We start from the raw sequence: 13,584 nt of genomic DNA on the forward strand, positions 1-13,584 counted from the left end.
ATCAAAGGGGGAAATAAAGTGGATTTTCAAGCGTTTTTGATTACACTGAGAGAGTCTTTAGAAGCGATTTTGATTGTAGGGTTGATTCTATCTTATCTTACAAGATTAAAAGCAGACAAGTATAAGAAATGGGTATATGTAGGAGTATTGCTTGCTCTTGTATCCAGCTTTTTGGTTGCTTTACTGTTCCAGGTCGTCCTGACAGGGTTCTCGAGTTTTGGAGCTGAAGTTTACTTGAAGGTGGGGATCATGTTTGCTTCCGTTTTACTTCTGACTCATATGGTTGGCTGGATGAGGAAGCAGTCCAAAGGGATCAACACTGAAATGGAGAAGAAAATCAATGCAGCCTTAACGGCAGGCAGCGTATCAGCGATGATCATTCACTCATACTTGATCGTCCTTCGTGAAGGTGTCGAAACCGTATTTTTCTTCGCTGCCATCAGTGGAGGAGACGTAACGAAAGTATTCACAAGCTACGGGGCACTCAGTGGATTATTACTTGCCATGGTCCTTGGATATGCGTTCTTCTCAGGTGCCATGAAATTCAAATTGAAAACGTTCTTTAATGTGACAGGTTTGCTGATCATGTTCATCGCAGCCGGGTTACTTGTTCAAGGAGTAGGGATTCTTCAGGATCTTGGGATCATGGGCTCTTTATACACAACAGCAGAAGGGAAGCCTGCGGAGGTATATAATCTGGTGGAGATCATGCCTGAACACTTTCAAGATGAGCTTCACTATGAGAGAGACACGGGTAATGAGGTTCTGATCAGCGGTCAAGTCGGGCTGTTCATGGCGGCAATGTTCGGCTATAGCCATAATCCAACGATTGAACAGGTGCTTGCCTATTGGTTCTACTTCGGATTCGTATTCTTATGGATTTACCTGATCCGAACGGATAAACTCATTAACCCATTTAAACGAAAGTCCGTGCCTGCAGGGATGGAACAACAGAAAAAGACAATCAAAAAATCGGATGATGTGAATTCAATAAATGCTTAAATCCCCCTGAGCCAACTCATGATTGGAAACCATTCTAAGAAAGCCTTACAATAGGCTAAGAAGGTTTCCAAACTGAGTTGGTTTTTATTTGGAGAGAAACAGGAGAGAAACAATGATCGATAAACATTTGAACAAGTGGATGTTAAGTATACTGGCTGTATTCAGCCTGTACTTCATATACAGACTTATATTGCTTCCGCCCTATGCTTCAAGCTGGGATGAAGTCGATTATGCTCTGGGAGTCATCGAATTTGATTTATTGAAGATGCAGCCTCATTTTCCAGGATATCCTTTTTTTATTTTCGGGGGGATGATGGTTCACACTTTTATAGCTGACGCGGTTCTATCCCTCCAACTTTTAAATACGATATTGCTGGTTAGCTCGATTCTTCCTGTTTATTGGCTGTTTGGCCATTACCTAGAGAGAAAAAAAGCCATCATTGCGACGCTATTACTATTTTCCCTTTCTTATCCGAGTGCGATGACCGTTCAAGCTATGAGTGAAGGTGCTGCCATACCGGTATTATGGTGGTACTTATGGAGTCTGCACCAGGCTATGATACGGAAGACGAAGGATGCGGCTGTCCTTCCCATTCTCCTCTTTGCCATCTTGATGGGTATACGATTATCTTATATCGGATTTGGTGCGGGGATCCTCTACTATTGGTTTTTGTTTTGGAAGGAGAGTGGCAATGGTTCAGAAAAAATGAAAGCCATCGCTTTTCATCTGACTCTTCTCGTACTTTCACAAGGAGTGTGGCTATCGGCACTGGCTGCCAATGCAGGGAGCCTCAAGACCCTGCTACAGATTGCCTTTGGGTTTACCGACGGACACTTTACGGAATGGGGAGGAACGGTAGAGCCCGATACAGGATATTTTGAAAGGTTATGGAACTATATATTTATCAATATAGGCTGGAACGGATTATTTACACAATCACTTTCTATTATGGTCATCACGGCGCTTCTGGTTTTATTGAGTGTAAAAAAGACTGGAAAGTGGACTAGACCTGGTCCAGGCACTATATTGCTCCTGATTTCATTCGGCTCCTATTTTATCTGGGGATTATTTGCACAAAATATTGATAAACCGAGACATATTCTGCCTCTGGCCATAATAGTAGGGTTTTTCATGTTGATAGGGTGGATGAAAAACCTCAATACAATGAAGATCATCACCCTGAGCCTTTGGTTTATTTTGCATATAGGAACGAGTGTGGGCGTCTTGACCGACTATCACTCATCTCTACCCGCCGTATACAAAACAGAGTCATACTTCTCAGAAAAAAATGAGGAAAGTCCGATTATGGTATACACATGGGAAGAAACAAGAGTATACTCCTATCTGGATGCACCATACTCACATAAGCGAGTGTTAACCTATTCTCAATTCCTTCAAGACATTCAGCATATGAATAAAGAAATCTATTTGACCGGAGCAGTGGTTAATGGATTCAAACAACAGGGTATTGAAAACCTTGATGAAAAAATAGAAAAAGTCCAAGTATTCCACTCACAGGAGCTATTTGATCCTGTATATTCAACCATCACCGTCTATAAATGGGCAGACAAGAAGGGAGAGAGTCGATGAACCCTACCATTACGAATAAATTAGCTCTATTACCGGATCAGCCCGGTTGTTATTTAATGAAAGACAGACAAGGTACGATTATCTATGTGGGTAAAGCAAAAGTATTGAAGAATCGTGTGCGTTCATATTTCACCGGTTCTCATGATGCCAAGACTCAACGGCTGGTAGGAGAAATTGAGGACTTCGAATACATCATGACTTCATCTGATCTGGAAGCCCTGGTGCTTGAAATGAACCTGATCAAAAAATATGATCCTAAATACAATGTCATGTTAAAGGATGATAAAAGCTATCCGTTTATCAAGTTAACTAACGAGAGACACCCAAGACTTATTACGACCCGCAAAGTCCAAAGGGGGAAAGGGCGTTACTTTGGTCCGTATCCCAACGCAGGAGCTGCAAATGAAACAAAAAAGCTTCTGGATCGTCTGTATCCGTTACGAAAATGCACTACCCTTCCTGACCGGGCATGTCTTTATTATCATATGGGTCAATGCCTGGCTCCTTGTATCAAAGAAGTAAGCAAAGACACATATAGAGAAATGACTGACGAAATTTCCAGGTTCCTGAATGGCGGATACAAAGATATCAAAAATCAATTAACCGTGAAAATGAATGAGGCAGCAGAGAATCTGGAATTTGAGAGAGCGAAGGAATTCCGCGATCAAATCCTTCACATTGAAGCGACAATGGAGAAGCAAAAGATGACCATGACCGATTTCACTGATCGGGATGTGTTCGGATATTCCGTTGATAAAGGCTGGATGTGTGTTCAGGTATTCTTGGTGCGTCAAGGCAAGCTCATTGAGCGGGATGTGTCACTGTTCCCTCTATACAATGAACCGGAGGATGAATTCCTTACGTTCTTAGGACAGTTTTATTCTAAATCAAATCACTTTAAGCCAAAGGAAATATTTTTGCCGGAAGTGATCGATGAGGAACTGGCTGCTAAGCTGTTAGACGTGAAAATCACCCAGCCAAAGCGGGGGAAGAAGAGGGAGCTTGTGAAACTCGCCGAGAAAAATGCGAAGCAGGCCCTGGAAGAAAAGTTCGCCCTGATCGAAAGAGATGAGGAAAGAACGATTAAGGCAATTGAGCGCCTTGGGGAACATATGGGCATTTATACTCCCTTCCGGATCGAAGCATTTGATAACTCGAATATCCAAGGTTCCGATCCCGTGTCTGCCATGATTGTGTTTCTTGACGGGAAACCCGCGAAGAAAGAATATCGAAAGTACAAAATCAAAACCGTGAAGGGTCCTGATGATTATGATTCCATGCGTGAGGTTGTTCGCAGACGGTATACGAGAGTCTTGAAGGATGGTCTCCCTTTACCGGATCTCATCATCATCGATGGTGGGAAAGGGCAGATTGAAGCGGCGAGGGATGTCATCGAGAATGAATTGGGGTTGGATATCCCACTGGGCGGCCTTGCAAAAGACGATAAGCACCAGACATCGGAACTGCTGTATGGAAATCCTTTGGAAATCATTCCTCTTGAAAAGAGAAGCCAGGAATTTTACTTGCTTCAGCGGATCCAGGATGAAGTCCACCGATTCGCCATCACCTTCCACCGACAACTCAGAGGGAAAAGCGCATTTCAATCAACTCTTGATGAAATTGATGGCATCGGACCAAAGCGGAAGAAGCAACTTCTAAAGCACTTTGGTTCTATGAAGAAAATGAAAGAAGCCAGTGTGGAAGAATTTATTGAGATAGGGATTCCTGAAGCCGTTGCTAAGGAATTGGTGCAGAAATTAAAATAGAATGTTAGAAATCAGTGAAGTACTATTGATTAAGTCATTATTAGGTATGTGATGTTTGTGTTTGGTGTAGAAGTAATACCTTGAATTAGCAGAGTTGATTGGAGCGGAAGGTGCTCGACTCCTGCGGGAAACGCGTGGAAGTTGAGACCCCACAGGGCTTTTGCACTGGCCCCATAATGTTGGACACTTAAATTCTAAGCAGCTAATTCAGCACTCACTCGATAAGCTACCGGACTTTTTCGTTTTAACCTTGATTTGATTCTCAGATGATTGTAGTAATACATGTATTTTTTTAATTCGTCCTTAAAATGCTCAATACTATCAAATTCTTGTAAGTAAAGGAATTCAGACTTCATTATCCCAAAAAAGTTTTCCATGACGGAGTTGTCATAACAGTTTCCTTTACGAGACATACTTTGGGTAATGTTATGGTTTCTCAGTGTCCTTCGGTACTGGGCCATTTGATAATGCCATCCTTGATCTGAATGGATTAAGAGCTCATCGCCTTCATTTACATGTTTTAATCCTTGTTCTAACATCGTCTCCACCAAGTCAAATGTCGGCCTGGATTGGAGCGTATAGGTAATGATCTCTCCGTTAAATAGGTCTAGAATGGGGGAGAGGTAGAGTTTTTGACCGAACAGTTTAAACTCCGTAATGTCTGTCACCCATTTTTGATTAGGTTTATCTGCTCTAAAATGGCGATTTAGGATGTTGGGAGCTACTTTTCCAACTTTCCCTTTGTAGGATTTATATTTTTTCATTCGCACAATGCATTTAAGGCCCAATTCTCTCATGATCCGAAGGACTTTCTTTTTGTTCACATCGTGTCCTTTTGCTTGAAGAACGTCCGTAATGCGACGGTACCCAAGGCGCCCTAAGTGTTTGTGGTAGATGAAATTAATTCTTCTTTTCCATTTACGATCTGGATCTGGTTGGTCTAATTTTTTGATGATGTGGTAGTAAGTGCTTTTAGACAGCTTAGCTACTTTTATCATCCGAGTCACCTGGAATTCGTTCCTTAGTTCAAATACTACTTTCGCTTTGATTTCGTTGGTGATGGTTCTTCCTGAACTAAGGCGTTTAGCTTTTTTAAATACGCATTCTCCATACGAAGGTATTCAAGTTCTTTTTTCATATCTTCCATCGTTTGGTTAGAAGAGTTATCTTTGATCTTCTTATTCTTATGATTAGGTGTCATTGTAGAAGGCCTCATTTCTAATGATCCGAAGGCATGTTCTCCAGCTCTTTCCCACTTTTTCATCCACCTACGAACCATACAAGGATCGGGGACATGAAAAATGGCTGATGCCTCTCGAATAGAGTAATTCTTTTCCGTAATATATTGAATTACCCTCAGTTTAAAGGCAGAAGGATAGTTTGTATAGGGAAAGACAAATGCTTGGTCACCATGATGTCGAACTAACATCACCCAGTAACGCAGAACAGATTGATCTACGCCTACTTGATTCGCAAGATCTCGATAACTAACTAGTTCATTTAGATAACGTTTAGCAATTTGAAGTTTATATTCTCGGGTAAACTTGGCCATATGTGTATGCACCCTCCTATTGTTGGTTTTGTTGTCCAACAATAGGGGTGCAGTTCATTTAGCCCGAGGAGGCTCAACCCACGCCCCGCGGAAAGCGAGCACCTGCAGCGGAAATCACCCACCGCATGCTCATTCAAAACAGCTCACCAATGAATAATAAAATAAAATATTGTTTCAATTAGACATTGAATCAATTTTCCCCCTATGCTATAATTAACGAAAATTTATAACATTATCACTTTTTAAAGTGGTGATAGAGGTGCGAACTTCAAAAGTACAGGTAAAGAGGAGTATGAGCTCTGTTGAGATGCCTAGAAAGGGGAGATTCGCCGAAGTGGTCTTGGTCTCATGCTGATTCCGCTGGTTCTACGTTTAAGAAATGTAGGATTGTCAAGATGATTCAATCTTGGAGAGCTATCTCACAATGCCCATGAACCTATTTAGTATGTTCTGCTGTATGTTCATAAAGCAATGAGATATTATTCTCATTGCTTTTTTTATTATCCAGCACAGGTGATGAACCTGTTCCATGAACGTTTAGGATGATTGTGATTGTACTCTTCACCATCAAAGGATGAGTCTTAACCAAGCACTCAAGTGAGAAAGAGGGAGAAGCAGTGAGTATTATTGTTCAAAAATTCGGTGGGACTTCAGTAGGTTCTGTGGAAAGAATTCAAAATGTTGCGTCAAGAATCGCAGAAGAAAAAGAAAGAGGAAATGATGTTGTGGTCGTGGTATCCGCCATGGGGAAAACGACGGATACACTCGTTGGATTGGCAAGGGAAATTACATCGCAACCAAGTAAGAGAGAAATGGATATGCTTCTCTCTACAGGAGAGCAAGTCACCATTTCGCTCCTCACGATGGCCCTGATTCAATCGGGACACGATGCCATTTCATTCACAGGCTGGCAGGCCGGGATCGAGACGGAATCCGTTCACAGCAACGCGAGGATCACCAATATTCATACTGAAAAGATGTTGAGTAATCTTCAATCGGGAAGAGTTGTGATCGTAGCGGGATTCCAAGGGATGACGGAATCGGGGGAAATTACAACTCTCGGTCGTGGCGGATCAGATACAACCGCCGTTGCGATCGCGGCTGCCCTGAAAGCAGAGCGCTGTGATATTTATACAGATGTAGACGGGGTATACACAACGGACCCGCGTTATATTCAAGGAGCAAGGAAGTTACCGTCCATTTCATATGATGAAATGTTGGAACTCGCTAATTTAGGGGCCGGAGTCCTGCATCCACGGGCAGTGGAATTTGCCAAGAATTATCAAATTCCATTAGAAGTCAGATCGAGTATTGAGAAAATTGAAGGAACGTATATTGAGGAGGAAGCAAGCATGGAACAAAACCTGATCGTGAGAGGAGTAGCATTTGAAGGTGAAATCACACGTGTAACTGTATTTGGACTAGGAAACGCATTAACGGGACTATCTTCAGTGTTTACCACCTTAGCCAAAAATCACTTGAATGTAGATATTATCATTCAAAGCCAAACCGATCAGAATACGACCAATCTATCATTCTCTATTAAAGAACAAGACCTGGAGGAAACCCTTGCTGTTCTGGAACGAAACAAAGAGCAATTAGGCTTTACCCACGTTGAGCATGAAAGTGAGCTTGCAAAAGTATCGATCGTTGGCTCCGGTATGATCTCAAATCCAGGGGTGGCAGCGGAAATGTTCGAAGTGTTAGCTCAAAACGACATTGTGGTGAAAATGGTCAGCACGTCTGAAATCAAAGTATCTGCTGTCGTAGACGAGAAAAATATGCAAAAAGCAGCAAGCGTCCTACATACTGCATTTAACCTGGACGCGGTGAAGATGGAAGAAATCACGTTATAATACTAAAGGAACAGTACGCAACAAGTGAAAAAGGGTTGCCCCGTCATGGGCAACCCTTTATTAGAGTAGGAAAAGGATGTTGGTAAGTACTATTCTACTTTATCTTTCTCGTCCCATCTAACAATCACTTTCACTGAATGACTCCGTTTATGTAGTTCGTCGGCAGCCTCTGCCACACATTTCTTTTGCAACTGTACTTGTTCGGCTAGAAAGCCAGTTTCCAGTTTGAATGTTACATCCGACTTTAAAGCAAGGCGTCGTTCTAACACCGGTCCACTTATTTCAAAGGTCATCTCATTCTTTTTTTGTTCCAGCAGTGTAAGGGTTCCCCAGCCGGCTTCAGCGAAAAACGATATCAGTTCTTCTGATGACTGAAGGGGGAATTTCCGAGAAAGCTGTTTTCCACCCCAGTATAGTATATCGGGTGTGTGCTTTCCTAAAATTTCTGGAATCAATATGTCACGTAACATTTCATATCCGAAGATTGGAACGGACGGTTGATGTACTTCTTCTTTTTTCTGTTCCAAGTAAATCCCCTCTTTCTATAAAACTATTATATACATGAAAAGGGGATTTATCATCCCATACCTTGAAAAATGACCTTGGGATATTTTGGTGATATAATTTTTATTTGATATTTATTTGAATTTTCGAACATTTAACGTGGCAATACCTCATCTTTTCTGTTATCAATAAATTGAAAATATTTTTGCGGTATTGTCGAAATTATGTATACGTTTTCTTGACGCTTCCACTCCTTGGGAGTAAAATGGACATGTCACATTATTGTTACAATATAAAATATGTATCGTCGTCTAATCATTCTTATAAATGCATTAGAAAACGAATTCATATTTTATCATTAAGGGGGGTAAATCATGGCTGGAAATCGAGAATTTAATTATCGCAGGCTTCATTCATTGCTAGGTGTTATTCCAGTTGGATTATTTTTAACACAACATTTAGTCGTGAACCATTTTGCCACTGGCGGGGAAGAATCATTTAACCAGGCGGCACACTTCATGGAAAGTTTACCTTTCCGTTATATCCTTGAAATTTTTATCATCTTCCTTCCATTGTATTTCCATGCAATCTACGGAATTTACATTGCATTCACTTCTAAGAACAATGCAAGTAAGTTTGGTTATTTCCGTAACTGGATGTTTTTACTTCAACGTGTGTCTGGAGTAATCACATTTATTTTTGTTACTTGGCATGTATGGGAAACAAGGGTAGCAGCAGCATTTGGGGCTGAAGTGAACTTTCAAATGATGGAAAACATCTTATCGAATCCATTTATGCTAGGATTTTATGTGCTGGGTGTTCTTTCCACGATCTTCCACTTTGCGAATGGTTTATGGTCATTCTGCGTGAGCTGGGGAATTACAGTTTCACCTCGTTCTCAATTAATTGCTACATATGTTACGATCGGAATCTTTGTAGCGTTATCGGTTGTCGGTATGCGTGCAATTTTCGCCTTCGTATAAGGAGAAATAGATACGAGTCTAATAGATTAAATAAGTGCTCTCGAAGTATGGTAGGAAAAGGAGTGAGTCACGATGAGTAAAGGCAAAATCATCGTTGTCGGTGGCGGTTTAGCCGGCCTGATGGCCACAATTAAAGCAGCAGAAAAAGGAACGCAAGTAGATTTATTCTCACTGGTACCCGTTAAGCGTTCTCACTCTGTATGTGCACAAGGTGGTATTAACGGAGCCGTTAATACCAAGGGAGAAGGAGACTCTCCTTGGGAACATTTTGATGATACAGTGTATGGTGGGGATTTCTTAGCTAATCAACCGCCTGTTAAAGCAATGACTGAAGCGGCACCGGGAATTATTCATTTACTCGATCGTATGGGAGTAATGTTTAACCGTACACCGGAAGGCTTGCTGGACTTCCGTCGTTTCGGTGGAACGCAGCATCACAGAACAGCTTTCGCCGGTGCTACGACTGGTCAACAATTATTGTATGCCTTGGACGAGCAGGTTCGTCGTCATGAAGTAGCTGGGCTAGTGAATAAGTTCGAAGGTTGGGAATTCCTTGGAGTCGTCGTGGATGACGAAGGAGTGGCAAGAGGAATCGTTGCTCAAAACCTTCAAACGATGGAAATTAAATCGTTCGCAGCTGATGCCGTGATCATGGCAACTGGAGGCCCTGGAATTATCTTCGGTAAATCCACGAACTCTGTCATTAATACAGGTTCAGCCGCATCGATCGTTTATCAACAAGGTGCTTATTATGCAAATGGTGAGTTCATTCAAATTCACCCGACAGCCATTCCTGGGGACGATAAGCTTCGCCTCATGAGTGAATCGGCCCGTGGTGAAGGTGGACGAGTCTGGACATATAAAGACGGAAAGCCTTGGTACTTCCTTGAAGAGAAGTATCCTGCATATGGAAACCTTGTACCCCGTGATATCGCAACACGTGAAATCTTTGATGTGTGCGTAAATCAAAAGCTAGGTATTAACGGTGAAAACATGGTTTACCTGGATCTTTCTCATAAAGATTCGAAAGAGCTTGATATTAAGCTTGGAGGGATCATCGAAATCTATGAGAAGTTCATGGGTGATGACCCACGTAAAGTACCAATGAAAATTTTCCCTGCTGTTCATTATTCAATGGGTGGACTATGGGTGGATTATGATCAAATGACCAATATCCCTGGTTTATTCGCTGCTGGTGAGTGTGATTATTCTCAGCACGGAGGAAACCGTTTAGGAGCGAACTCATTACTATCCGCTATATATGGTGGTATGGTTGCAGGTCCTAATGCTATTAAATATATAGCAGGGCTTGAGAAAACTGTTGAATCCGTACCTTCTTCTCTATTCGACCGCTATGTAAAACAGGAAGAAGAAAAATGGAACAACATCATGTCCATGAATGGTACTGAGAATGCCTATGTCATTCATAAAGAACTTGGTGAGTGGATGACGGATAACGTGACCGTTGTGCGTCATAACGATAAGCTGAAACAGACAGATGAAAAGATCCAGGAATTAATGGAACGTTACCAAAACATCAATATCAATGATACGGCTAAATGGAGCAACCAGGGGGCAACATTCACCCGTCAATTGTGGAACATGCTGCAACTGGCCCGTGTTATTACAATCGGTGCTTTAAATCGTAACGAGAGCCGTGGAGCTCACTATAAACCTGACTTCCCAGAACGTAATGATGAAGAATTCCTTAAAACAACGATGGCTAAATACAATGCTGCAACGAATTCACCTGAATTCCATTATGAGGAAGTAGATACTTCACTGATTGCACCACGGAAGCGTGACTATTCTAAGAAAAAAGGGGGAAATAAATGATGAGTGAAAACAAAAGAGTCCGTTTTATCATTACTCGTCAAGACGGCCCGGAAACAGCCCCTTTCCAAGAAGAGTTCGAGCTTGATTACCGTCCGAATATGAACGTTATTTCTGCACTGATGGAAATCCGTCGTAATCCGGTCAATGCAAAAGGGGAACAAACTACTCCTATTAACTGGGATATGAACTGTTTGGAAGAAGTATGTGGAGCTTGTTCAATGGTGATCAACGGGAAACCAAGACAGTCTTGTACTGCCTTAGTTGATCAATTGGAACAACCGATCCGCTTGGAGCCTATGCGTACTTTCCCTGTTGTTCGTGACCTGCAGGTAGACCGCAGTCGCATGTTCGACAGCTTAAAGAAAGTAAAAGCATGGATTCCGATTGATGGAACATACGATCTTGGTCCCGGACCGCGTATGCCGGAGAAAAAACGTCAATGGGCATATGAATTATCTAAATGTATGACATGCGGTGTTTGTTTGGAAGCATGTCCTAACGTAAACAGTAAGTCAGATTTCATCGGTCCTGCCCCGTTATCTCAAGTCCGCTTGTTCAATGCCCATCCAACGGGTGCCATGAACCAGGATGAGCGTCTTGAATCGATCATGGGCGACGGAGGCCTTGCAAACTGCGGGAACTCTCAAAACTGTGTTCAATCATGTCCAAAGGGGATTCCTCTGACGACTTCGATTGCAGCACTGAACAGAGAGACAACTTTCCAAATGTTTAAAAACTTCTTCGGAAGCGACCATATGGTTGATTAACCGTTAAACAAAAAGCACTTTCCTTAGGGGGAGTGCTTTTTTTGCTTTTAATGTTTCTTATTTTTCAGAAAAAGCTTATAATAATGAATGACTATTCATTTTCTTATTCTATATTCATTTCCTAAAAGGAGGAGCCAATTTGAAACATTTTACATACATTGAAGATATAGTAACATGGCAAAAAGAATTTTCGTTTTCAATCCATATAAAGGTTCGGTTTTCCGAGACTGATATGTTTGGACATATGAACAATACAATTCCATTCACTTATTTCGAAGAAGCTAGAATCGAATTTTTTAAACACAAAGGGTTTATGCAAAACTGGGTAAAACCTGAACACGATACGATTCCTGTCGTTGCGGATTTACAATGTGATTTTGTCAAACAAGTATTCTTCGACGAACAGCTCAAGGTGTGTGTAAAGGCAAATAGTGTGGGGAAATCTTCAGTGGATTTACACTATATGGGTCTGAATGAAAAAGAAGAGGTTTGCTTTACAGGTAGAGGAACCATGGTCCAAATATCAAAACAGACTGGAAAAGGTGTCCCTTGGACGGAAGAAATGAAGGCGAAGCTTGACTGCAAAATGGCGGTTTCTTAGCCCATTGTAGTGTGTTATAAAAACCGTTGCCTATTTTTCATTTAACTTCCTCCTCTATGTCACTCTAAACCCTCCCTTCACATATGATATTCTGACGACCAACAATACCCATCCCCGCGGTTTAAAGCTGGCGAAGGCAAGGAGGGTTACCATAATTGAAGGACAATGATTTTACACACAAACCGTTGCTCACCAAAAGAGAAAAAGAAGTATTCGAACTGTTAGTTCAAGACAAAACAACTAAAGAAATTGCTAGTGATCTATTTATTAGCGAGAAAACAGTTCGAAATCATATTTCCAACGCCATGCAAAAGCTTGGAGTGAAGGGGCGATCTCAAGCTGTTGTAGAGCTTCTTCGCATGGGGGAACTCAAGCTTTAAATGTAAGGGACTGATTCTAATGGCAAACAATTAACGGGTCTTCCGCGGATACCTATTAATGTTTGAATGAGAGTCAGTCTCTTTTAGTTCTGGACCATTTGAGAACTTGTCTTGAATTTTTACAGTAAAAGAGCGAAAATGCTAGTAGGGGAAGTCTAGGCTGAAAGAAAGGCCGCTTTTGTCCCATAATATAAATAGAAGCTAAAACAGGAAGGTCTAATGTGATCGATTCCCGTTTTCAATAAGGAGTACATGTCCAGTTTCTGACTTTAAAAGGAGAGTAATCATGACGAATTCTAAAGAAATCATTGGAGAACTACAAGTTGTTGCAGATATAGAAAAAGACCTGCGCTACATATCATCAATCATCAAGCAAAAAGGAAGGGAAATATTAAGTCAGTACACCATCACGCCGCCGCAGTTCATTGCACTACAGTGGTTATTTGAGTATGGTGATATGACCATTGGTGATCTATCGAATAGAATGTACCTTGCCTGCAGTACCACAACCGATCTCGTTGATAGAATGGAGAAAAATCAGTTGGTGGAACGCGTAAAGGATGAAAATGATCGCAGGGTCGTACGGATTCATATGCTAAAAGAGGGCGAAAGAATTATTGAAGAAGTCATCAATAAGAGGCAAAATTATTTACAGAGTGTCCTGACGGATTTCTCAGAACAAGAAGTGTTACTATTAAAAGATAATTTAGCAAAGCTTCATCAAGAAATGAAACCAGAATGAGGGA

General features: G+C 41.5%; 12 protein-coding genes and 1 riboswitch. Of the genes, 10 read left to right on the forward strand and 2 right to left on the reverse strand.

What is annotated here, in order from left to right; genetic code table 11:
- Positions 1 to 18: 18 nt before the first annotated feature.
- From ACQKFO_RS00195 to uvrC, 3 genes are all read left to right on the forward strand, one after another.
- Positions 19 to 1,002, forward strand: a complete 984-nt coding sequence (locus ACQKFO_RS00195) for an FTR1 family iron permease (RefSeq protein ID WP_427596369.1) — start codon at positions 19 to 21, stop codon at positions 1,000 to 1,002.
- Positions 1,003 to 1,114: 112 nt separating this feature from the next.
- Complete coding sequence (locus tag ACQKFO_RS00200) at positions 1,115 to 2,593, forward strand: hypothetical protein (protein WP_427596370.1); 1,479 nt, start codon at positions 1,115 to 1,117, stop codon at positions 2,591 to 2,593.
- Entirely contained in the window at positions 2,590 to 4,359 is a 1,770-nt protein-coding gene (gene uvrC, locus ACQKFO_RS00205; protein WP_427596371.1) for an excinuclease ABC subunit UvrC, read from the forward strand. The genes ACQKFO_RS00200 and uvrC overlap by 4 nt, the downstream gene beginning before the upstream one ends.
- Positions 4,360 to 4,553: 194 nt before the next feature.
- Here uvrC and ACQKFO_RS00210 read toward each other — a convergent pair.
- Positions 4,554 to 5,911, reverse strand: a protein-coding gene (locus ACQKFO_RS00210) for an IS3 family transposase (protein WP_427596372.1) whose coding sequence is annotated in 2 segments (ribosomal slippage) — positions 4,554 to 5,440 and positions 5,440 to 5,911 — 1,359 coding nt in all. Because the reading frame shifts where the segments join, the coding sequence is not laid out codon by codon here.
- Between the two features lie 246 nt (positions 5,912 to 6,157).
- Positions 6,158 to 6,336: riboswitch (Lysine riboswitch) on the forward strand.
- Between the two features lie 192 nt (positions 6,337 to 6,528).
- Here ACQKFO_RS00210 and ACQKFO_RS00215 point away from each other — a divergent pair.
- Positions 6,529 to 7,767 carry an aspartate kinase gene (locus ACQKFO_RS00215; protein WP_427596373.1) on the forward strand — a complete coding sequence of 413 codons (1,239 nt, stop codon included), beginning with the start codon at positions 6,529 to 6,531 and terminating at the stop codon, positions 7,765 to 7,767.
- 89 nt (positions 7,768 to 7,856) lie between these two features.
- Here the strand turns inward: ACQKFO_RS00215 and ACQKFO_RS00220 are convergent, their stop codons facing one another.
- The gene (locus ACQKFO_RS00220) at positions 7,857 to 8,294 is read right to left on the reverse strand and encodes a YslB family protein (protein WP_262371960.1); all 438 of its coding nucleotides are present in this window, start codon (positions 8,292 to 8,294) and stop codon (positions 7,857 to 7,859) included.
- 351 nt (positions 8,295 to 8,645) lie between these two features.
- On the opposite strand from ACQKFO_RS00220, the gene ACQKFO_RS00225 reads away from it, so the two are divergent.
- The 6 genes from ACQKFO_RS00225 to ACQKFO_RS00250 all read left to right on the forward strand — a co-directional run bounded on the left by ACQKFO_RS00225 (position 8,646) and on the right by ACQKFO_RS00250 (position 13,580).
- The gene (locus ACQKFO_RS00225) at positions 8,646 to 9,254 is read left to right on the forward strand and encodes a succinate dehydrogenase cytochrome b558 subunit (protein WP_148969863.1); all 609 of its coding nucleotides are present in this window, start codon (positions 8,646 to 8,648) and stop codon (positions 9,252 to 9,254) included.
- A gap of 72 nt (positions 9,255 to 9,326) precedes the next feature.
- Positions 9,327 to 11,090: a succinate dehydrogenase flavoprotein subunit gene (sdhA, locus tag ACQKFO_RS00230; protein WP_148969862.1), complete on the forward strand. Its 1,764-nt coding sequence runs from the start codon at positions 9,327 to 9,329 to the stop codon at positions 11,088 to 11,090.
- A complete protein-coding gene (gene sdhB, locus ACQKFO_RS00235; protein WP_149156252.1) occupies positions 11,090 to 11,857 on the forward strand; it encodes a succinate dehydrogenase iron-sulfur subunit in 768 nt (255 codons plus the stop codon). The genes sdhA and sdhB overlap by 1 nt, the downstream gene beginning before the upstream one ends.
- Positions 11,858 to 11,996: 139 nt before the next feature.
- Entirely contained in the window at positions 11,997 to 12,458 is a 462-nt protein-coding gene (locus ACQKFO_RS00240; protein ID WP_427596374.1) for an acyl-CoA thioesterase, read from the forward strand.
- 155 nt (positions 12,459 to 12,613) lie between these two features.
- Positions 12,614 to 12,838 carry a helix-turn-helix domain-containing protein gene (locus tag ACQKFO_RS00245; RefSeq protein ID WP_032087424.1) on the forward strand — a complete coding sequence of 75 codons (225 nt, stop codon included), beginning with the start codon at positions 12,614 to 12,616 and terminating at the stop codon, positions 12,836 to 12,838.
- Positions 12,839 to 13,124: 286 nt separating this feature from the next.
- Positions 13,125 to 13,580: a MarR family winged helix-turn-helix transcriptional regulator gene (locus ACQKFO_RS00250; protein WP_397552031.1), complete on the forward strand. Its 456-nt coding sequence runs from the start codon at positions 13,125 to 13,127 to the stop codon at positions 13,578 to 13,580.
- The last annotated feature ends 4 nt before the right edge of the window (positions 13,581 to 13,584 follow it).

The sequence above is a fragment of the Rossellomorea sp. NPDC071047 genome (genome assembly GCF_050270195.1).
In the GTDB taxonomy this organism is placed as follows: domain Bacteria; phylum Bacillota; class Bacilli; order Bacillales; family Bacillaceae_B; genus Rossellomorea.